The 20,913-nt window shown below is 51.2% G+C and carries 16 protein-coding genes and 1 tRNA gene; 8 read left to right on the top strand and 9 right to left on the bottom strand.

Features of this window, described 5'->3' with window-relative positions; translation table 11 throughout:
• The first annotated feature begins 820 nt into the window (after positions 1-820).
• Positions 821-4,405, top strand: coding sequence for a PAS domain-containing protein (locus NDI45_RS06475; RefSeq protein ID WP_348246803.1), 3,585 nt, complete (start codon positions 821-823; stop codon positions 4,403-4,405).
• Here the strand turns inward: NDI45_RS06475 and NDI45_RS06470 are convergent.
• From NDI45_RS06470 to murA, 4 genes are all read right to left on the bottom strand, one after another.
• Entirely contained in the window at positions 4,390-5,118 is a 729-nt protein-coding gene (locus NDI45_RS06470) for an aspartate/glutamate racemase family protein (protein WP_348246802.1), read from the bottom strand. The two genes, NDI45_RS06475 and NDI45_RS06470, sit on opposite strands and share 16 nt — an antisense overlap.
• Entirely contained in the window at positions 5,108-5,482 is a 375-nt protein-coding gene (locus NDI45_RS06465; protein ID WP_348246801.1) for a DUF3082 domain-containing protein, read from the bottom strand. The genes NDI45_RS06470 and NDI45_RS06465 overlap by 11 nt, the downstream gene beginning before the upstream one ends.
• A gap of 85 nt (positions 5,483-5,567) precedes the next feature.
• Entirely contained in the window at positions 5,568-6,512 is a 945-nt protein-coding gene (gene ispE / locus NDI45_RS06460) for a 4-(cytidine 5'-diphospho)-2-C-methyl-D-erythritol kinase (RefSeq protein ID WP_348246800.1), read from the bottom strand.
• Positions 6,513-6,824: 312 nt separating this feature from the next.
• Positions 6,825-8,204 carry a UDP-N-acetylglucosamine 1-carboxyvinyltransferase gene (murA, locus tag NDI45_RS06455; RefSeq protein WP_348246855.1) on the bottom strand — a complete coding sequence of 460 codons (1,380 nt, stop codon included), beginning with the start codon at positions 8,202-8,204 and terminating at the stop codon, positions 6,825-6,827.
• Between the two features lie 290 nt (positions 8,205-8,494).
• Between murA and NDI45_RS06450 the strand changes: the two genes are divergently transcribed.
• Positions 8,495-8,578 (top strand) — tRNA-Leu (locus NDI45_RS06450).
• A 364-nt stretch (positions 8,579-8,942) separates the two neighbouring features.
• Positions 8,943-9,731, top strand: coding sequence for an RNA methyltransferase (locus NDI45_RS06445; RefSeq protein WP_190794212.1), 789 nt, complete (start codon positions 8,943-8,945; stop codon positions 9,729-9,731).
• A gap of 51 nt (positions 9,732-9,782) precedes the next feature.
• Here NDI45_RS06445 and NDI45_RS06440 read toward each other — a convergent pair whose 3' ends face one another.
• A complete protein-coding gene (locus NDI45_RS06440) occupies positions 9,783-9,929 on the bottom strand; it encodes a hypothetical protein (RefSeq protein WP_190794211.1) in 147 nt (48 codons plus the stop codon).
• A gap of 331 nt (positions 9,930-10,260) precedes the next feature.
• Here NDI45_RS06440 and lpdA point away from each other — a divergent pair, with 331 nt between their 5' ends.
• The 5 genes from lpdA (at position 10,261) to NDI45_RS06415 (ending at position 16,341) form a co-directional block, all read left to right on the top strand.
• Positions 10,261-11,694 carry a dihydrolipoyl dehydrogenase gene (gene lpdA / locus NDI45_RS06435; RefSeq protein WP_190794210.1) on the top strand — a complete coding sequence of 478 codons (1,434 nt, stop codon included), beginning with the start codon at positions 10,261-10,263 and terminating at the stop codon, positions 11,692-11,694.
• Between the two features lie 244 nt (positions 11,695-11,938).
• On the top strand, positions 11,939-12,832 hold the full coding sequence (gene trpC / locus NDI45_RS06430; protein ID WP_348246854.1) for an indole-3-glycerol phosphate synthase TrpC: 894 nt from the start codon (positions 11,939-11,941) through the stop codon (positions 12,830-12,832).
• A gap of 87 nt (positions 12,833-12,919) precedes the next feature.
• Positions 12,920-13,186, top strand: a complete 267-nt coding sequence (locus NDI45_RS06425) for a DUF5340 domain-containing protein (RefSeq protein ID WP_348246799.1) — start codon at positions 12,920-12,922, stop codon at positions 13,184-13,186.
• Between the two features lie 316 nt (positions 13,187-13,502).
• On the top strand, positions 13,503-14,828 hold the full coding sequence (locus tag NDI45_RS06420) for a hypothetical protein (protein WP_348246798.1): 1,326 nt from the start codon (positions 13,503-13,505) through the stop codon (positions 14,826-14,828).
• Positions 14,829-15,186: 358 nt separating this feature from the next.
• Positions 15,187-16,341 (top strand): alanine--glyoxylate aminotransferase family protein, encoded by a 1,155-nt coding sequence (locus NDI45_RS06415; RefSeq protein WP_190794207.1) that lies wholly within the window; start codon positions 15,187-15,189, stop codon positions 16,339-16,341.
• Between the two features lie 377 nt (positions 16,342-16,718).
• Here the strand turns inward: NDI45_RS06415 and NDI45_RS06410 are convergent, their stop codons facing one another.
• From NDI45_RS06410 to NDI45_RS06395, 4 genes are all read right to left on the bottom strand, one after another.
• Complete coding sequence (locus tag NDI45_RS06410; RefSeq protein ID WP_348246797.1) at positions 16,719-17,069, bottom strand: DUF1257 domain-containing protein; 351 nt, start codon at positions 17,067-17,069, stop codon at positions 16,719-16,721.
• 165 nt (positions 17,070-17,234) lie between these two features.
• The gene (locus tag NDI45_RS06405) at positions 17,235-18,782 is read right to left on the bottom strand and encodes an AAA family ATPase (RefSeq protein ID WP_190793744.1); all 1,548 of its coding nucleotides are present in this window, start codon (positions 18,780-18,782) and stop codon (positions 17,235-17,237) included.
• 143 nt (positions 18,783-18,925) lie between these two features.
• On the bottom strand, positions 18,926-19,270 hold the full coding sequence (locus tag NDI45_RS06400; protein WP_348246796.1) for a hypothetical protein: 345 nt from the start codon (positions 19,268-19,270) through the stop codon (positions 18,926-18,928).
• Positions 19,271-19,713: 443 nt separating this feature from the next.
• The gene (locus NDI45_RS06395) at positions 19,714-20,865 is read right to left on the bottom strand and encodes a glycosyltransferase family 4 protein (protein WP_190793742.1); all 1,152 of its coding nucleotides are present in this window, start codon (positions 20,863-20,865) and stop codon (positions 19,714-19,716) included.
• Positions 20,866-20,913 lie beyond the last annotated feature (48 nt).

Here is a 20,913-nt window from a genome sequence, read left to right as displayed (position 1 = left end):
TACAGGTGAGACTGCCTGACCTTGGGGGCTTATAGGGTCAGGCAATTTTTTTGTCTTTTCTCACGGTATATCCTTCTCAACATAACTGCGCTCGGCAAGTGACTGAATCCTGGAGCGTATGGAGGCGCGTGAAAAGACCTGGCAGGGTGAAGCGAATATAACTTGTCTGGTTAGTTTACCTCTGGCAATGATTCGTCAAGTAATTTAATCCATTAAGCAATACGGGCAAATCGAAGTTCTGGAGAGCTTTTCAATCGTTGGCTTCGATCGTCAGCCTACAAAAAATTCCCTAAAGCCGGAGTGCAAGACGCTAAATCAGCTTCTCTCTTCAGGTAGGAGTTAAGATATTTCCAGGGTAGTAGTTCCAGGGTTATAAGTTCAGTCGGCATTTCTCCTCAATTCCTTTTCGGTCTGATTTCTACCCTTAAAAGCGGCATTTCTCAGCCTTCTTTGCAAAGAATTTGTTGCAAAGGATAAGTGATGAGTAAAATAGCTCAATCTGGTTGATCAAACAGTTCGATCGAACGCCAGTTCAAACGTCAGGAGTGGGCAATACAACCCGTTCCTGAAAAGACCTGTTTGTTATAAACAATTAGCAATTTTTTAGAAAATTAATCCAGTTAGGAGCAATGAACGCCAGGATTCAAAGCAGATTTTTTTGAGTTCGGAACTTTAGGTCTGATGATTTTGACATGAGGAAGTTATTAAGCTGCTACTTCTGTCAATCAAAATATCCGAATTCAGTAACGCGATAAATCTAAGCCCGATCGAAACAAGTTTTTATCGTTGCATCCGTTTTATTTTCCTTTTTTAAATTCCTATGGATACTCAGGAGTCGTTGCTGTTTCCAATGGGTCTGTTCTCTCCTTTTCCTCAACCGTCAAGCGACAAAAGGCACAGTGGTGCTACAGAGCCAATTGCTTCGCCGTTACCTGAGGGGGAAATCGAGCAGTTTTTTACCTATGCGGGTAACCCTCTAGCAATCATCAGATTTGATGGTAGTTTGCAGCAGATTAACCCTGCTTTTCGCAACCTGTTCAAAAACTTCCAGTTAGAAATTACTTCCTCCTGGTTTGACCTCATTCACCCAAGCGATCGGACGACTGTGCTAGAGCAGTGGCAGGCATTGATTCAATCTGGAGGGGCAGGGCAAATCGAGAGCCGCCTGGGGAATCAGGGCAGCCTCAATCATTCCGTAGGAGAAACGGTAAGCGATCGCTGGTTTGCCTGGCAAATGACTCCCATGGTCGAACAGCAGTTGGTCTACATCGTGGGGCAGGATATCAGCCAATATCAGCGGGCAGAAACTGAGTTGCGTCAGCGTGAGGAGCGATGGGTGCTGGCACTTGACGAGCGGAAAGCGTTAGAAGCGGCACTCCAGCAGGCAAACCAGGAGCTAGAACGGCGCGTTGCGGAACGAACTGACCAGCTCCAGCAGGCAAATGCAGCTCTGACGGAGCGAGAAGCCCTTTATCGAACACTGGCACAGCACATTCCCAATGGAGCTGTTCTCCTTTTTGATCGCGATTTACGCTATCTGCTGGTCGAAGGCGATGGACTCAAACAAGTGAACCTCGATCGCTCAAACCTGGTTGGCAAAACGCTATCGGCAGCCTTTCCGCCTGACGTTTGTGCGGCGATCGAACCCTACTATCGGGCAACGCTAGCAGGGCAGTCAATGGCGTACGAAATGCCGTTTCAGGATCAGATTTATGAGGTACACACTGTTCCAATTCACAACGAACAAGGTGAGATTTTTGCAGGAATGGTGCTGACTCAAAATATTACCGATCGCAGCCGCAGTGAAGTGCTCCTGGCAACGCAAAATTACATCCTGGAGCTTATTACAGCGGGTGCCTGTCTGAGTGAAGTGCTAGAAACCTTGGCGCAATTGATCGAAACCCAGTCGAATGAAGCAATTTGCTCGATTTTGCTGCTGGATGACACGACCAATAAACTCTATATGGCTGCCAGCCCTAGTTTGCCACAAAGCCTCTGCTATGACCTTGCTGACGGAGTTTTGGGCAACTCGATCGACACCATTTGCGGCACAGTTGCCCATACCCATCAGGCAGTAATTGTTTCTGATATTGATGCTGAGGATCGCTGGGCGGCAAGTCGGATGCTGCTTCAGCAGTACAATCTGAAAGCCTGCTGGTCTACCCCAATTCTGGACAGCCAAGGCAGAGTGTTAGGTACATTTGCCCTTTATTACCGCACGCCACGCCAGCCGGATGCTACTGAACAGCGGTTAATCACGATCGCCTCTCACTTGGCAGGTGTTGCGATCGAACGGCAGCGATCGGGTGCAGCCCTGAAACAGCGGGAAGATCAGCTCCGGCTGATCACAGAAACCATTCCACAGCAGGTATGGACAGCAACCCCTGACGGTCACATTGATTACTATAACCAGCGATGGTGTGAGTTCACTGGGAAGGCGGTCGAACAGCTCCAGAATGACGGCTGGACAGAAATTGTGCATCCAGATGATTTAGCACAAATTACCCAGACGTGGGCTGCCTCGGTAAAAATGGGCACGGAGTACCAGGCAGAGGCAAGACTACGGGCAGCCAACGGAGAATATTGCTGGATTTTAGGACAGGCGCGTCCGCTACGAAATCAGCAGGGTCAAATCGTGAAATGGTACGGCACGAATACCGATATCACCGATCGCAAGCAGGCAGAAGCCTCCCTCCAGGAGAGCGAACAGCGGCTTCAGGCAATTCTAAATCAGTCCGAAGCGGTAATTTATCTCAAAGATACCGAGGGGCGGTATTTGCTGGTCAACCGCCAGTATGAAATGCTTTGTCAGCAGACCCAGGCGCAGCAGGGTCAAACCAACGATGCAGGGCGTGAGTCGGAAGCCACTGATTTGTTCTGGTCACACGATCGCGATGTTTTAGAAGCCGGAACGCCGCTCAAGTTTGAAGAAAGGCTCTACCTGCCGGACGGTGTGCACACTTACCTCTCGGTGAAATTTCCCTTGGTCAATGTGGATGGTATACCCTACGCCGTTTGCAGCATCGCGACTGACATCACCGATCGCAAGCAGATCGACCTAGAGCGCGAACGCTTCGCCGAGCAGAGCTATGGCCTTCTGCAACAAGAGCAAACTGCCCGTGCTCAGGCAGAACAGGCAAACCGAATCAAAGATGAATTCTTAGCCGTGCTGTCTCACGAACTGAGAACGCCCCTGAACCCGATTCTAGGCTGGTCGAAGCTGCTGCAAAATCGACAACTCAGTCCAGATAAAGTGCAGCAAGGGCTGGAGGCGATCGAACGCAATGTCAAGCTTCAGGCACAGCTCATTGATGACCTGCTCGACATTTCGCGAATCTTGCGCGGCAAGCTGGTACTGGAAATGACGCCTGTTGATTTAGCTGACCCGATCGCCGCCGCTCTCGAAACCGTACGGCTTGCTGCCGAAGCGAAGGCAATTCAGCTCACAACGCAGTTTGATGCGCCGATACAGCGTGTATTTGGGGACACGGGCAGACTGCAGCAGGTGATGTGGAATCTGCTTAGTAACGCCATTAAGTTCACACCCCAGGGCGGAAAAGTCACCGTGCGGCTGTCGGTTCCATCAGAACTTGCTGCCTCAGAACCCCATGCCCTGCTGGCTCCATCCTCCCCTAGCTCCCCTGACTCCCTCCCTTCTCCTCTGGAGTCCCTAGAGCAAAAACCACCCACCTGTCAAATTCCCTTCGTCCGGATTCAGGTTGCGGATACCGGAAAAGGCATTAGCCCTAAGTTTTTGCCCCACGTATTTGAGCATTTTCGGCAGCAAGACAGTTCAACGACCCGGCAATTTGGCGGCTTAGGCTTAGGGCTAGCGATCGTCCGCCAGTTGGTTGAAGCGCACGGCGGCACGATTTCTGTGGAAAGTGCAGGCGAAGGACAAGGGACAACCTTCTCAATTTATTTGCCCCTGATGCTAATGGCTGAGCAGGCAAACGATCGTCAACCCAGTGGGCATACCGCGCCTAATCTACAAGGAGTGCGAGTCCTACTGGTGGATGACGATGCCGATACTCAAGCATTGATTGCCTATCTGCTCGAACAGCAGCAGCTTTGCGTTACTCCGGTCAGCTCTGCCCTAGAAGCGTTAGCGGCACTGGAGCGATTGAGCTTTGATGTCTTGATCAGCGACATTGGGATGCCCGGAATGGACGGCTATACCCTGATGCGCCGGCTTCGGACACTGCCCGATCGTCAGAGCAGCAATCTTCCGGGAATCGCGTTGAGTGCTTACGCCAGCGATACAGATCAGCAGCAGGCACTTGCCGCAGGATTTCAGCAACACCTTGCCAAACCGCTTGCCCTAGAAACGCTTACCCAGGCGATCGCAGCACTGGTCAAGCCCTCAGGAACTCTGGCAAGCCCTATCCCTCAAAACTGCATATAGTCCGGGAAGCCTTTAATGCGCTTCGATTCGGGACGCTGATACGTCAGAGCCTTGCTGGTTTGTTTCTGAAGACCAACGATCGCCTCCGCCATTTTGACGGCTGCCGCCACCGCGTCAATAATGGGAATTTCGAGCCGCTCTTCCAGTGCTTTATCGAGTCCGCTCATTCCGGCACAGCCTAGACAGAGAGCTTCAGCTTTGTCTTCGGTAATGGCTAACCGTCCGGCAGTTTCCAGAGCATCGATCGTGGCCTGACGAGCCGTTTCGGTTTCGATTACCGATAAGCCCGTGGTGCGAATCGAAACACAGCGGTGGGAAAACCCAGCCCGATGAATCGTTTTCTCGATCATGTCGAGGGCACGATGCATCGTCGTCACTACGCCCCAGCGAGCCGCCACCATATTCGCCACATACATACTTGCCTCTGCAATGCCAACCACGGGCTTAGTCGTCAGCTCTCGCGCCGCTTCCACCCCCGGATCACCCCAGCAAGCAATCACAAACGCATCAATTTCATCGCCCGACAAAATCACTTCTTCCAAAATGCCGGGAATCGCCAGATACTCGTCGTAATAGCCCTCGATCGACTCTGGACCCGCCTTCGGCTGCGTGGTGATAATTTCCGTCTGAGGCGAGCGGACTGCCTGAGCCGATTCATCAATGCCCCGCGTCATGGGCTCAAAGGTGTTTCCGTTAATCACTTTAATTCGCATCGCCAGTTTGCCGAAGCTGCTTAAACACAAGCTGAATCCCCAACGCCAGCAGCCCGATCGCCGCGATCAAAAAGATTCCGGTTCCCATGGTGCTAATGCCGACCACAAGCGTTCTTACGGCTGCTCCGATTCGGGCTGCCAGCATATTTGTAGAAGAAAGCGGCTTTGCAGCAAACGAAGAAACAATTGATTGCGTGAGCAGATACAGCACATAGGCAAACCCTGCGGCGATCGCCGATCCGGTAAAGCAGCGCAGGGGCGTCGGCGGCACATAGCCTGAACTGTCGGTTGTTTTATTTAGCTTAGAAGGGGAACTGCTTTCTACCGCGCTTTTTCCAGACGGTTGAGGGGTTGGTTCGGTCATAACAATATCTCCAGAAAATAAAGGCAAGGGCAGATTGAACTCAGCCTCCTTTCCTTATCTTATGGAATGAATGCTGGAATGAATTCTATTGCAGCACTTGAATTCCCTGTCCGATCAAACGAGTTGTCCAGATGCCGAGATTCGGATCAGGAATTCGATCGCGCAGAGCTTGCTTCACTCGATCGGCTTCAGCCTGAGAGCCCACTAGAGCAAACACCGTGGAACCAGAGCCAGACATCATCACCCCCAGCGTCCCCAGTTCGCCCATCACTCGGCGCAGATCTGCTACCTGCGGATAGGCAGGCAAAACGACTTTCTCCAGATCGTTATGCAAAAGCTGCCCGATCCGCTGACTGTTGCGCTGAGTAATCGCCGCGACCAGCTCACTCGAATGCACGCTCTTTCTGCGTCCTAACAGCGTTTCGCGATCGGGTGCGTAGGTATGCTGAAACTGTTTGCGGTAAGTCTGATAGGCCCAAACGGTGGAAACAGGCAAATCTTGATACTTCGCCAGCACTGCATAAAGCGGATCGGGACTGGTCAAAGGGGCAAGTTGCTCTCCCCGACCTGTGGCGAGCGCCGTGCCACCCATGACGCAAAAGGGAATATCTGATCCGAGGCGGGCGGCAAGTTCCTGAAGTTCCACTCGCGTCAGTCCCAAATTCCACAGCAGGTCAATGCCAACGATGACGGCAGCAGCATCAGCAGAACCACCCGCCAGCCCCGCCCCGATCGGAATATTCTTCTCCAGCGTAATCTCCACGCCGCCAAATCTTTGAAACTGCTCTGGAAACTGCTGCGCCATCAAAGCTCCTGCCCGATATGCCAGATTGCTTTGATCCGATGGGACTTCTGCATTGCTGCACAATACCTGAATTCGCTCGGTTCCGTTCGCCCGCAGCGTTAGTCGATCGGCAAGGTCAACGCTCTGCAAAATCATGGCTAGCTCGTGAAACCCATCGGGACGATCGCCAATGATCTCTAAATACAAATTAATTTTGGCAGGAGCCAGCAGTTTATAGGTTTGCATGAATAACAGCAGTGAAAAACACAGGTGCAGCAGGGTGAGCTGTTCAGGAGGATAGTTAAAATTATGTTTGTCTCTCTAGTTTTCCTGCGCTGCGAGGAACCTAGCTCACTTTAGGATCTCCAAGTCGCCTATAAAGGGGGATTTAGCGGGCAATGCAGGATCTCAAAAACGCTTCAAATCTCCTCTTCGATCAGCCTTTAGAATTTATCACTCTTCCGATCGGCATTCTTCTAAAAATTCTGACTAAAATCTGACTAAAAAAGGTGAGCATTGCCCACCCTTACCACAAGGATTAACTTCACGCAGGTTTGATTAACCCACGGGAGCAGGACTCAGCAACGCGATCGCCTCGGTTGAATCGCCCTTGATTCGTTCCAGCTTTGCGCCCAACCCTTTGAGCTTGCCTTCCAGGTTGTCGTAGCCGCGATCGAGGTGATGCAGCCCTTGAATCGTAGTCGTTCCATTTGCCGCCAGCCCTGCCAGCACCAGCGCAGCTGAAGCCCGCAAATCTGTTGCCACCACGGGCGCGCCCGACAGCAGGGGAACTCCCCGCACAATCGCAATATTGCCCTTCACCCGAATATCAGCCCCCATCCGGTTCAGCTCAGCGACATGGCGCAGACGGTTTTCAAACACTGTTTCGGTGATAATGCTATTGCCGTCGCTCAGGGTCAGGAGTGCCATGAACTGCGCCTGCATATCCGTCGGAAAGCCGGGAAAAGGCATCGTTTCAATATCGGTCGCCCGATGCTGCTGCGTCGGAATTACCCGCATCCGATCGGGAGCCTCTAGCACCACCTTCACGCCAATTTCTTTCAGCTTCGCCACCACCGCCGTCAGGTGATCCGGCACGATCGGGAACAGGCTGATTTCCGATCGAGTAATCGCACCCGCCACCAAAAAGGTTCCAGCTTCAATGCGATCGGGGATGATTGGGTAATCGGTCGAATGAAGCTGGGGAACGCCTGAAATCACGATTGTATTGGTTCCCGCGCCCTGAATGTTAGCTCCCATCGATCGGCAAAAGTTCGCCAAATCAGCCACTTCGGGTTCCTGAGCCGCATTTTCCAGAATCGTTTCCCCTTCTGCCAGGGTTGCCGCCATCATCAGGGTTTCAGTCGCGCCCACACTGGGACAGTCGAGGTAAATTCTTGCGCCCTGAAGCCGTTTTTTGCCGCCCTTGATGTGGGCATGAACGGTGCCATGCTCAATCTGCACATCGGCTCCCATTGCCTGCAAACCCCGAACGTGCAAATCGACCGGACGCGCCCCGATCGCACATCCCCCCGGCAACGGCACTCTCGCGACACCCAACCTCGCCAGCATCGGACCCACGATAAAAAAGCTGGCGCGAAGCTGACTGACCAGCTCATAGGGAGCTTTAGTCACTTCAAACTGGCTGGCATTAATGTCCAGCACGTTGCCCTGCCGCTCCAATTTTACTCCCAGAGCAGACAAAATTTCGCCCATCCGCCTGACATCGATCAAAGACGGAACGTTGCGAAGGCGACAATCACCTGAACAAAGCAGCGCACCTGCCATGATCACAAGGGCAGAGTTCTTCGCACCACTGATGCTGACCTCTCCGGAAAGAGAGTGCCCTCCCAAAATTTGCAGCATCGATTTGTCTTCTTCGGGTAGAGCAGATTGGCTCGATAGGCTAAGAGTGGAAGTAATGGCTCTGTCCTCCAAATAAGCGAATGGGGTTGGCAACTAAGTTACCTAGAAACGAAATAAATTTGGTAATGATTCTAGCGGAAAGTTTCAAAATGTCCAGAACGAGTGTAAAGGTGAGCCGCAGATTTGTATAGCGTAGGTTTGCAGAACTCGTCCGTTTCAAAAATAATTGCCGAACCAGTTGACGAATGAAAGACTTTAAGGCAAGATTAGAAGTCGCGGTTGAGATGCGACACACAGCAGGCTAAACCGTTTGCCGAACCGAGCAGAAAGTCTGCAAGGAACAGGCAAGGTTGAAGAAACGTGCGGAACTGGCGGAATTGGTAGACGCGCTAGATTCAGGTTCTAGTGTCTGCAAAGACTTCCGGGTTCAAGTCCCGGGTTCCGCATTTTAAGCCAGAATAAGCTCAAGCTAAATTCAAGCGAATCTTGAGCCTGAATAAGCCAACTGGAAAAAATTAGCCTTGAAGCGATCAAGCCTGGAGAAACCTGCTCCGGGCTGGCTTCTCTGAATTAGTGATTTCCTAATGCTTTATTGTAGGGGCTGTTGCTGTACATCCACTCCTATCGATCGGATGAATCGATAGGATGAATTGAAGCACGACGGGGTAGAAATCCTGCACCTCGTCCTTCAGCCGCGATAGCCACCACAAATTTCGCCTATTCCCAGTCCACTCCAGAGCGAAAATGATAGCCTGATCGATACTGCAATTCTCTGCAAGCAGCCGACCAAGGCGAAGTAGAAGCCCCAAAATGCTGACCAGTTTGCAAAATCCTCTCGTCAAGCAACTTCGGAAACTGCACCGGGCAAAAGAGCGACGAGAACAGCAGGTGTTTTTGCTCGAAGGAACCCATCTGCTTGAAGAAGCCTGTGCGACCCATGCTGAGCTAGTCGTCGTGTGCTGTACTCCTGAGTGGCAGGCGGCTCATCCACAACTCTGGCAACAGGTGAGTGAGCAAGCCGATCGCTCGGAGTTAGTCAGCGAAGAAGTGTTGCAGGCAATCGCCACGACTGTGAATCCCGATGGCGTTGTGGCAACGGTGCGGCGAAATACTCTTACGCCAATCGGCTATGATCTGCGGCTAGCGATCGCTCTGGACAAGCTGCAAGACCCAGGTAATCTGGGAACGATTATTCGCACGGCAGCCGCTGCAGGGGCAGAAGGGCTATGGCTGACCGCCGACAGTGTGGATCTAGATCATCCCAAAGTGCTGCGAGCAACTGCTGGGCAGTGGTTTCGCCTGCCCATGACTGTTACGCCCGATCTCAAATCCGACCTGATTCAGTTTCAGCGTCACGGGGTTCAGATTGTTGCCACCCTGCCGACTGCTACCCTCACTTACTGGGAAATTGACCTGACCCTACCCAGTCTGATTCTGCTGGGCAACGAGGGAGCCGGACTGTCGCCAGATATCGCGGCATTTGCAGAGGTAGCAATACAAATTCCGCTTGTGCCAGGCGTAGAGTCGCTGAACGTGGCAATCTCCGCCGCTTTGATTTTGTATGAAGCACGTCGCCAGCGAGAACTCAAGCGAGAGTAGCAAACCGAGGATTAGAAAGGCTGAGATGAGGATTCGATTTCGAAGGCTGCTTCAAAGCAATTTCGGCTGCTTTTTCACGGTCTGCTCTATATCTGCAACCGCCTCTTCGAGAATTTGAGTTTCTTTTTCGCTCAGCAAAGAAGCAGACTGGGTATCTTGAGAAGCCCTTGGCGCACTTGCCTGGGGTGAAACTGACAATCGAGCCGACTGCTGTTCCCCCAACTGCTGTTTCCCAGGCGATTGAGAGAGCCGAGGAACCCTTCAATTGTCTTCTGGTAAAGATATTCGGAAGTCATTGAAACTATCTCTGTCGATCGCTGATGGTTTTTGAAAACGTATTCCTAGAATTCGTCCAGAAGCTGCTGATCCGATCGCACCCTACCGCGTAGGATTACGGATCTTTTCACCGTGCAAAAGCCTGACTCTTGCATAAAACATCGAAATCGCTGAGGTAAATTAGGTAAACAGTTGTCTAATCGTCCCTTCAACACCGAAAATGGAAGACTGAGCATTGCAGAGGAAGAGCGAAGTGAGTCACGAATTCGACTACGATTTAGTGATTATTGGGGCGGGCGTAGGTGGACATGGAGCCGCGCTGCATGCCGTAAGCTGTGGGCTAAAGACTGCCATTATTGAAGCAGAAGATATGGGGGGAACCTGCGTCAACCGCGGCTGTATTCCTTCAAAGGCACTACTGGCAGCTTCTGGGCGAGTGCGGGAGCTGCGAAATGCTCATCACCTGAAAGCATTCGGAATTCAGGTTCAACAAGTTTCATTCGAGCGGGAGTCGATCGCCGCCCATGCCAACAATCTGGTTGCAAAAATTCGAGATGACCTGACGAATAGCCTGAAGCGGCTGAAGGTTGAAACGATTCGCGGGCGCGGTCGAATTGCAGGTCCGCAAAAAGTCACAGTGACCTCCAGCACAGGCGAAAAGACGATTACCGCCAAAGACATTATTCTCTCGCCGGGCTCTGTGCCGTTTGTGCCGCCAGGAATCGAGATTGATAATAAAACAGTCTTTACCAGCGATGACGGTGTTAGGCTCGAATCCCTGCCTAACTGGATCGCGATTATCGGCAGTGGCTATATCGGTCTGGAGTTTGCTGATATTTATACTGCGCTAGGCAGCGAAGTGACGATGATTGAAGCCCTCGATCAGCTGATGCCTGGTTTTGATCCCGACATTGCGAAGCAGGCACAGCGCGTTTTGATTGCCCCTCGTGATATCGAAACCAAAGTCAGCACCTTGGCAAAGCGAGTGATCCCCGGTTCGCCCGTAGTCATCGAACTTGCAGACGCGAAAACCAAAGAAGTCGTTGACGTGCTGGAAGTCGATGCTTGCCTCGTTGCAACCGGACGCATCCCTGCCACCCAAAATTTGGGGTTGGAAGCTGTCAGCGTTGAACTCGATCGCCGAGGCTTTATCCCCGTGAACGATCGCTTAGAAGTTCTTGTAGACGGTCAGCCTGCGCCCCATCTCTGGGCGATCGGCGATGCCACTGGAAAAATGATGCTAGCTCATGCGGCTTCGGCGCAGGGCATTATCGCCGTTGAAAACATCTGCGGTCGGTCGCGCATCGTGGACTATCGCAGCATTCCAGCCGCCGCCTTTACCCATCCCGAAGTCAGCTTTGTCGGGCTCACCGAACCCGCCGCCCAGGAACTTGCCAAAGCCGAAGGCTTCAAAGTGGCAACGACACGGTCGTACTTCAAAGGCAACTCGAAAGCGATCGCCGAGGGCGAAACTGATGGAATAGCAAAAGTGATTTACCGCGAAGATACGGGAGAAGTGCTGGGCGTTCACATCCTGGGACTCCACGCCTCTGACCTGATTCAGGAAGCCGCCAACGCGATCGCAGAAAGGCGATCGATCAAAGACCTCGCCTTTACTGTTCACACCCATCCCACGCTATCTGAAGTGCTAGATGAGGCGTATAAGCGGGCAGTTGTCGCGCATTGATGAAGGGATTGGGGCAGTGAGGGAGTAAGTAGGTGGCTCGGTGGATGAGGGGAAGCTGGATCCCTGGGGCAATTCTGCTCCCTACTTCTTTATCCTGGCTCCCTTGACTGCCTTTATTTCATCACCCTTTACCCCCTGCTTCTTTCATCTGCCCACTTCTTTACTGCCCACTTCTTTACTGCCCACTTTTTACCCCTTACCTCACCCTTCCCTCACCCATACACCCCCTCACCGACTCCCTTCAATGCAAATCCGTCGCCGCCAACCTAACCCCACGATCGCTGTCGAGTTTGTCCGCTATCAAGCTCAGCTTCAAGATGCGGAGCCGCGCCATATTCTTGAAGAGATCGTTTGGCAGAAAGAAAAAGAAGTCGATAAAATGCGGGAGCGTCTGCCCCTGATCGAGCTTCAGCAACAGGCAAAAACTGCGCCGCCTGTCCGGGATTTTCTGGCTGCACTCAAGTCAGCTCCCAGTCATCCTGCCCTGATCGCGGAAGTGAAGAAGGCTTCTCCTAGTAAAGGCATACTGCGGGAAGATTTTGATCCAGTGGCGATCGCCCAATCTTACGCTCAAGGAGGAGCTGCTTGTATCTCGGTGCTAACCGACGAAAAATTCTTTCAGGGCAGCTTCGAGAATCTAAAGCAAATCCGAGAAGCGATCGATCTTCCGTTGATTTGTAAGGATTTCATCATTTATCCCTATCAAATCTACCTGGCGCGAAACAACGGAGCTGATGCCATCCTGCTGATTGCAGCAATTTTGCCGGACAAAGACTTGCAGTATTTCCTGAAAATTGCGCGAGTTCTGGGCATGACCGCTCTGATCGAAGTGCATACCCTGGCGGAACTCGATCGCGTCCTGGCTTTGGAAGGAGCGACGCTGGTGGGGATCAACAACCGCAACCTGGAGAATTTCACGGTAGATCTGCAAACGACTGAAGATTTGCTAGCGGCACGGAGCGAGGAAATTCGAGCGCGTGAAATCCTGATAGTCAGCGAGTCCGGGCTGCATACTTCAGCGGAACTAGAGCGAGTTCGTCAGGCAGGTGCAGGGGCAGTCTTAATCGGAGAATCGCTAGTCAAGCAGCCCGATCTTCAGCAAGCCGTTGAAGCAATTTTGGTAAATTCGCGCCGCTGAGCGAGCGATTTACTCGCAGGTTTAAAGATTTAAGTGCATACTTAAGTCATGTTGCAGCTTTTTTACAATTCCTAATCCCCAGGTTGCATGGAGCCTATTCCTCTTCCTTCGCATATCCACTACGAGTTATTGCTCCAACTGCTTGAACGTCAAACTATGCAAGCAGTTGGATATCAATCTCCCCAGCAGGAGCAAGTGCATGAGCTAATCATCACTTTGCGAAAAGCCTTGTCTCAGCAAAAGCACCTCGAAGAGAGCTGCCAGCGAGCCAATCTGCCGATCGATTACCGCTGGTCGCTGAACTCCACTTCGGCAAACTCACTACCACCGGATCTCTGTCAGCCTCAATCCTAAGCCCAGCCTTGTGTTGGACAAGTGGTTTGACCTGAAAGTAAGTGTTGCTTAAGCCTGCCGCTTAAGCTCTCTTTTTCCTGACAGAACCTCTTCCAGATTAAGTTTTAAAGTCCCTGGCTTATCAGTCTCTGACGAATGGAAATTAGGGGGCGATTCAGAACCCCTAATCCTGAATCAAACATTCTCCAAGAGTGGCAGTTCAAGAAATTTAGATTGGAAAAGTGCCACTTTGGAATTCATCCGGTAGACTGTTGGCAGCGTCTTTTAGACGGATATTGACCGGATTCTTTCCTGCGTGATTCCCTGGAGGTTGGGAGTGTCCCAGTCCGATGCGCTACACGATCGCAGCATGATACCTCATCCTTCCGCGATGCCAGCAGAGACGATTCCATCCGAATCCACCAGTTTGGCAGAGTCGGGGTTGTCAATTACGGCTGCGGACTATCAGGCATTGCTGAATGAGCTGGAGCAGGCGCGAGACCTCGATCAAGAGCGGACAACTCGCATCCATCACCTGGAGCAAGCTCTCGATCAGGCACTCGCCTATCTGGATGAAGTCAGAATCCAGGTGCAGGAGCAAAGCATTCTTGAAAAACAGCTTGCTATCACCGAAGAATTTTCTCAGGTGCAGCAGCAGGCGATCGCCCGACTCAAACTTCAGCTTTCGGAGCAGCAGCAGGCAATTGAAACCCAGCGGATCGAAACGCAGCAGCGCGATCAGGCGATTCAGGAGCTATTGCAGTCGATCGAGGCCATGACTCGGCTTCAGCAGCAGGAAGTTGAGCGGTTGCGGCTGCGGCTCGCACAGGATCAGCTCGAAAATCAAAATCAGAGACACCGCCTTGCCAAGCAGATTCAGGACTTACAAGACGCCCTGGACCTACGCCAACAGCGCGTCGTTGAACTCGAATCGGAAACCCTGGCAGCACGATCGCTTTCGGTAACCCTTCAGGGACAGCTCGAAGTCGCTCAACAGCAGATTCACGAGCTTTCAAACCATCTTTTTCAGCAGCAGAGCAGCTATTCCCAGCTCGAAGCACAGCTCAAGCGAATGCAGGGTGCCCTGGTCGAACAGCAGCAGCGTATTGCCCACTGGCAGCAGGTAATTCATCCTACCGAGAGCCAGGGCAAAACCACTCTGGAACGAGATCTAGAAGCCGCCCACCGCCAGGTCGAAAATCTGGAGCAACAACTTGTTCAGTACACCATTCAGCAAAGCCGCTGGCAGCAACAGCAGCAAGAGCTAGAAGCAGAGCGGGAGCTGCTCCAAGAACGACTCACAACGCTAGAACAACGCATGGCAGAAATGCAGGAGCAGATTTTGCATCAGGCACAGCAGGGAACAGAGTACGAAACCGCTGTGCAATATTGGAAAGATCACTACAATCGCGGGCAGGGACAGATTGCTCAGATTAAAGCCTTAATTCAGCAGCTTCTTACCCATCATGCCTCGGCTCATGCTCTGCCCCCGGAGTTGCTCCAGTCATTTCAATCGGTTATGGCTCATTCTGCAGAATCTTCTTCTAGCGTTTCTCCGCTACGGCTCACAACGGTTGAACTTCCCGATTTTCTGGTGCGTCGTCGCGCTCAAAATGTAAAAGATCAGGGCAAAGATTCAGGTGCAGGAACTAATCAGGCTTAGTCCTCTTCCTGGTTCGTCAAACGCTTTCATGCTTGTGTTTCAATCCAGACGATCGCACCTTGAGTTCAGACAAAATTGACTTCAGACAAAATGCATTGGGCAGAATTGCTAATCCTAGTTCCCCTTATTTCCCCGATTCCTGCTCCTTCCCAGAGCCATCTCCCAACTGCACCCCATTTGCCTTCCTACATTCCCTCGATTCCCTTATCATCCTTGCAACGTCATGACTGCCTGAAATTTAGAGAATGACAACGTTAGCTTCTGAGCATCAAAAAATTGGATAGGCTTAAAAGTTGTATGATCAGGGTTTGAATCTTATCACAACGAACTCCACAGATCAGAGCAGCAGGACAGAGCAATGGACGATAAGTTAATGTTGATGATTCCGGGTCCAACCCCTGTGCCCGAACAGGTATTGCTGGCACTGGCAAAGCACCCAATCGGACATCGCAGCGGCGATTTTGCCAAGATTATGGCAGAAGTGGTCGAGGGCTTGAAGTGGCTGCATCAAACGCAAAACGATGTGCTGATTCTGGCAGCCAGCGGCACCGGGGCAATGGAAGCCGGAATGATCAACTTCCTGAGTCCGGGTGATCGAGTCCTAGTGGGCAACAACGGCAAATTTAGCGAACGCTGGGCAAAAGTTTGTCAGGTTTATGGCGTCAACGTCGAGCAGGTCACCGCAGAATGGGGCAAGCCTGTTGATCCTGAAGCTTTCCGGGAGCGTCTCGAAGCCGACACCGAAAAGCAAATCAAAGCGGTGATCGTCACCCACAGCGAAACATCAACTGGGGTATTGAACGATCTGGAAACGATCAGCCGGTATGTGAAAGCGCACGGCGAAGCTCTGATCATGGTCGATGCTGTTACCAGTCTAGGTGCAACCAGTGTACCGATCGATGAGTGGGGCTTAGATGTCGTCGCATCTGGTTCACAAAAAGGATTCATGCTGCCGCCCGGATTAGGATTTGTCGCAGTTAGTTCCAGAGCCTGGAAGTCATACGAAACCGCAAAACTGCCGCGCTTCTACCTGGATCTGGGCAAATATCGCAAATCTGCAAAAGAAAACAGCACCCCCTTTACTCCCGCAGTCAATATGTTCTTCGCGCTTCAGGTTGCTCTGAAGCTAATGCAAGCAGAAGGGCTAGAAAATATCTTCGCTCGCCATCGTCGCCATACCGAGGCGACCCGCGCTGCTATGAAAGCCTTGGGACTGCCCCTATTTGCGGCTGACTCGAATGCAAGCCCTGCGATTACTGCCGTTGCTCCAGTCAATGTCGAAGCTGAGCAGATTCGATCGATTCTGAAGAAGAAATTTGATATTATCCTGGCAGGCGGACAAGATCAGCTCAAAGGCAAAATCTTCCGAGTCGGACACCTGGGATTTGTCAGCGATCGCGATATTCTGACTGCAGTAAGTGCGATCGAAGCTGCACTGCAAGAGCTGCACTACGAGAACTCATCTCCTGGCGCTGGCGTTGCTGCTGCTGCTCAGGTATTAACTCAAGCGTAATTCTGCTCAATTTCATCGAATATCTCAACGAGAGGCGAATTATATTTTGCCTCTTTTTGCATTCTTTATAGTAAAAGAGCTGTGCTCATTCAATTACTGCTCCAGGATAGGGAGGCATAATTATCCCAAATTTTTCCTGCCGGCTTTGCAGCTAAATCTGTTGCATTGTCAACCTTTGAGAATTGTGTTTGGACAATTTCCCCATCAGGAACGCCTTCTTTGCCGCGCTTTTGCTGATTAAATTGTACGCCTACAGCTCCCGAAAAGCTTTCACCTAGCAGGATGCTTAATGTTTCTGAATAGAGCGTTTGTTCGATCGCAAAAAACGGGCTAACCCGTAATGGATTAACCCGCCGAATTGGGAACGCTGATAAAACTTACTGAACAACCAGCTTCACGTTAGCGTTTTGCAGACCAGGACGCTTAACTTCAGCCAGCGTCTTGTTTACAGCATACTTCTGGTTGATCGAGTTAATCAACTCGGTCTGGTTGTGCTTCTTAGCAACACCCCACAGATCAGCAATCAGGTCAAAAGAACCATCTGCATTGCGAGACCAGCCCAGATCATACTCGCCATCCAAAACAGCAACGATGTCTGCACGAACGCGCTGACCGTTGTAGCCACGTACATCAGCTTCCGTCTTCACGGAGATACCCAGATCCCGCAGCGAGGACTTCAGAATTTCAGATTCGGTGATCTTGGTACGCAGAGTGCTAAAGTGAGACATTGGATTTCCTCCTGTAGAGAAGTTGAGAGAAACGACAAACGTTAGGAAGTGTTTACGCCGATCGCTAAGCGGTTGGAATGCCAACGGATACGGCTCTTTGGACTAGACTGCTAGCTTCTGTTGCTAGCCTTTCCTCGCCTGTTGGGAACCAGGAGAGAAAGCTTGTTAGAACTCCAGCCGCTGATATTCAGCAACTGAAGAAGCAGCAGGTCTTGCTCTTTGTCCTGCCCAATCTCTCAGGGCAGTCACCTGCTCACTCATGGTCTTGGAGAGCGGCATCGTGGCTCGAATCGCTGCAATAATGTCCAGTTGGGTGAATTCCCTATCCTGGGCAAATGCTTCGTACATTGCAGCAACAAGTGCCTGCTCAATCTCCGCACCTGAAAACCCTTCGCAAACCTTCACCAGTTGATCCAGGTCAAAGCGGCTAATATCGCGCCGACGCTTGGACAGGTGAATCTTGAAAATCTCTTTGCGCTCCTCATTGTTCGGCAGATCAACGAAGAAAATTTCGTCAAATCGTCCTTTTCTGAGGAATTCTCCAGGCAAACGCTCAACCCGGTTTGCCGTTGCCATTACAAATACAGGCGATGACTTTTCCTGCATCCAGGTCAGGAAAGAACCAAAGATCCGGCTGGAAGTACCTCCATCAGAATCCGCTGACCCTGCACTACCTGCAAACGCTTTGTCAATTTCATCAATGAACAGAATCGCTGGGGAGATTGACTCAGCCGTTTTTAGCGCATTTCTCAAATTTGCTTCTGATCGACCCACCATTGAGCCATCGTAAACTCGTCCCATATCTAACCGCAGCAGCGGCAGACCCCAGAGGCGGGAAGTTGTTTTTGCAATGAGCGACTTTCCACAGCCCGGAACACCCAGAATCAGCATCCCTTTTGGCTGAGGCAATCCGTACTCTCTTGCCCGCTCGGTAAAGGCGTTCGATCGCTGGCGCAACCAGTGCTTTAGCTCCTCTAGTCCGCCAACCGCATCTAGGGTTTCATCTTCTTCGATGTACTCCAGAATGCCATTGCGACGGATAAGCTGCTTCTTCTCAGTTAAAACGATATCTACTTCAGTCTCCGTCAACCGCCCAGACATTACATATGCCTTGCGATAGACTTTTTCAGCTTCATCGCGAGTTAAACCCAGCGTTGCTTTCAGCAGCTTCTCACGCGCTTCGGTCGAAATCCGAGTCGGGTCAGGGCGACCCAGGCGAGCCCGCTCACGCTGCTCACGCTGAATTTGGTCTAGTTGATGAGTGAGTACTTGATTCAGCTCTTCCAGAGAAGGCAGGGCATAATCTACCACCACCACCTCTTTTTCTAGCTCAATCGGCACAGTCTGCACTGGAGACATGAGAATAATTGTCTTCTGGGCATCCTTGAAGCTCGCGATCGCATCTCGCAGCCAGCGCGTGACACCAGGCGAATCAAGGAACGGGTGCAAATCTTTAAAGACGTAGAGACCGGGTTCCTTTTGACGTACTACCCACTCGATCGCCGCTTCAGGAGCAACGGTATTGTGCTGAGTAACATTTCTGGGTTGACCATACTCAACAATTCCGTGAGTCATCGTCCAGACAAAAATTCTTCGAGATGGCTTTGTCTGCACCAGCGATGAAATTGCTTGCTCTGCCCGCTCCTCCTCAGACGTGACGAGGTAGATCAGAGGATATTGAGCCTGAACTAGAATATTAAGTTCTTCTTTCATAACCATGACCTATTAAGAGACGGTGCAGATGTCAGGAGTAGACAACTGCCAAACTGGGTAACAGAAGTCCAACGCTGAAAAAGACAATTTCACGTTCAAATCAAAACTACTGAAGCAAGCAAACTTTTAATAACAAGAAGAACCTAGCAGGGAACCAGTTCGCCCTCGCCTCGCTGATCGGGAGAACCCTTTGGAAGTCGCTCTACCGATGCTTCTTCGTCTAACGGAATCTCCGCTTGACCGCTCAGAGCCGCCATCTCTCCCTCTTTCAGAACGAGCGAACTTGCACATTCGGGGCAACTGTAAACCCGGTGAGTTTGCCCGTGAGCTGCTTCTACCTCATCAACTACTTCAGAATGAGTGAGATAGAAAACAATTGCACGCTCTGCGATTGTGGACATCGGCTCTAATTCAACTGCGGAACGAATTTTGAGCTGGCGGTGCAGGTCTGGAGGAAGGTATAGCGTAACTTTGTGCTTGTCTTGCATAACAACGACTATTTATTGAATACCCGGGTATGTATGACACGATAAACGGCAAAACAGGTACTGTCAAGACGGCTTGCTGTCATGACAGCATTATTGTTACATCGCTTAACATAAACCCAAAAGTGCTTGAAAACCAACCATTTCCCAACCTCAAAAGTTCAAAAAATCATCTCTCGACCGAGTGATATTGCTCTGATTTAACCAGGAATTCTAAAAATAGAAACTCCTATAAATCGTGAAGCATCAACTCCACCCGACCAGCCTTACCTTTCCATTTTGAACTTAGAAAAGGCTGGCTCTCTGTATAGTTTGGTGGAAATGATTCTATATCGGTGTGCTGGGAAAATTCAGGCAAGAATCCAAAGTAAGCTGCTTAAAAATTAGCCGCTCTAAGGTTAGCCGCCTTTAGGTATGAGCATTCCTTGTGTCTATCTAGCCGATCGCTAGCTTGAACTGCTGAGATAGACGCGCTGTTCTTGAAGCACCTGATGATACAGCACCTCAAGCTGGGTAATGTTTTGGCTGAGGGTATAGCGATCGAGAACACGCTGACGGGCTTTGCGCCCCAGGAGCATGGTCAGTTCTGGGTGATCCTGGAATAGGGGCAAAAGCGTTTGAAGCTGAGTCGCAACTCTTTGCGTACTGAGAACCACTCCTGCGCCTTTTTCCAGCACTTCACCATCTGCACCCGCATCAGTGGCAAGGCAAGCAACCCCACAGCTCATCGCTTCCAGCAGCGACAGAGATAGCCCTTCCACCAAAGACGGCAGAATAAACACATCCGAGCCGCGCAGGATTTGAATTCGCTGCCGCTCGTCAGCTACAAAGCCTAACCAGATAACACCTTGCTCCTCGCCATAGGTACTCATAAGAGACGGAGCCAGCGGACCATTGCCTACGACCACTAACTTGCTGTAGCAGTTCATTTCTGCCTGCTTCCAGGCGCGCAGCATGGCTTCGACGTTCTTTTCGACCGAGATGCGCCCCTGATAAACAAAGATACGCTGTGCCTTGAGTTCTGCTTTTAGCTTGGACAGCCCAGGCGAGTATTTGTCGGCATCCACACCGTTTGGAATTACGGCAAGCCGCTGCTTGGGAACCCCCAGACGAATGAGCAGATCGCGCTGAAGCTTAGAAAAGACGATCGTGCGATCGTAGTTTGCTAGCGAAGGGGCATAAAGCTGATAAGTAAGGTGCTGAGTCCCAGAGGTAAAATTTCTCGCTTTACGGGCAAAGGCGGGATGAAAGGTAGCAACCAGGGGTAAGTTTAGCTCCTGACAGATTTCCGGCAGCAGAAAGTCGAGGGGCGACAGCGTGAGCGACGCATGAACTAGATCGGGCTTTAGCTGGCGAAGTGCTTCGGTCAGCACCCGACTCGATTTCGGCGAAGGAATGGTATAGATTTGGGACTTATAAAGAAAAGGAATCGAGACTTCCTGGCAATCTCCCCATTCGTTCGTCACGCCCGTCTCTTCTTGGGCGAAATGGAGAAAGCTGACTCGGTAGCCTCGGTCTAAGAGCGCGTTAGTCACTTCTCGACCGTAGGTGACGTTGCCACAAAACGGAGATTTCTTTCCTATCCAGGCAATGTGCATTCAACAGGATTCACTTAATCAGGATCATTAAATCTTGTATTAAGGATT

It is taken from the genome of Leptolyngbya sp. GB1-A1 (genome assembly GCF_039962475.1).
Lineage (GTDB): Bacteria > Cyanobacteriota > Cyanobacteriia > Elainellales > Elainellaceae > Leptolyngbya_A.
This window is presented reverse-complemented; position numbering and strand designations above follow the sequence as displayed.

Excerpts from the sequence above, each read along its gene's own strand:
- NDI45_RS06475 (WP_348246803.1), top strand. The coding sequence starts at position 821 with ATGGATACTCAGGAGTCGTTGCTGTTTCCAATGGGTCTGTTCTCTCCT.
- NDI45_RS06470 (WP_348246802.1), bottom strand. The coding sequence starts at position 5,118 with ATGCGAATTAAAGTGATTAACGGAAACACCTTTGAGCCCATGACGCGG.
- NDI45_RS06465 (WP_348246801.1), bottom strand. The coding sequence starts at position 5,482 with ATGACCGAACCAACCCCTCAACCGTCTGGAAAAAGCGCGGTAGAAAGC.
- ispE (WP_348246800.1), bottom strand. The coding sequence starts at position 6,512 with ATGCAAACCTATAAACTGCTGGCTCCTGCCAAAATTAATTTGTATTTA.
- NDI45_RS06445 (WP_190794212.1), top strand. The coding sequence starts at position 8,943 with ATGCTGACCAGTTTGCAAAATCCTCTCGTCAAGCAACTTCGGAAACTG.
- trpC (WP_348246854.1), top strand. The coding sequence starts at position 11,939 with ATGCAAATCCGTCGCCGCCAACCTAACCCCACGATCGCTGTCGAGTTT.
- NDI45_RS06425 (WP_348246799.1), top strand. The coding sequence starts at position 12,920 with ATGGAGCCTATTCCTCTTCCTTCGCATATCCACTACGAGTTATTGCTC.
- NDI45_RS06415 (WP_190794207.1), top strand. The coding sequence starts at position 15,187 with ATGGACGATAAGTTAATGTTGATGATTCCGGGTCCAACCCCTGTGCCC.
- NDI45_RS06410 (WP_348246797.1), bottom strand. The coding sequence starts at position 17,069 with ATGTCTCACTTTAGCACTCTGCGTACCAAGATCACCGAATCTGAAATT.
- NDI45_RS06405 (WP_190793744.1), bottom strand. The coding sequence starts at position 18,782 with ATGAAAGAAGAACTTAATATTCTAGTTCAGGCTCAATATCCTCTGATC.
- NDI45_RS06400 (WP_348246796.1), bottom strand. The coding sequence starts at position 19,270 with ATGCAAGACAAGCACAAAGTTACGCTATACCTTCCTCCAGACCTGCAC.
- NDI45_RS06395 (WP_190793742.1), bottom strand. The coding sequence starts at position 20,865 with ATGCACATTGCCTGGATAGGAAAGAAATCTCCGTTTTGTGGCAACGTC.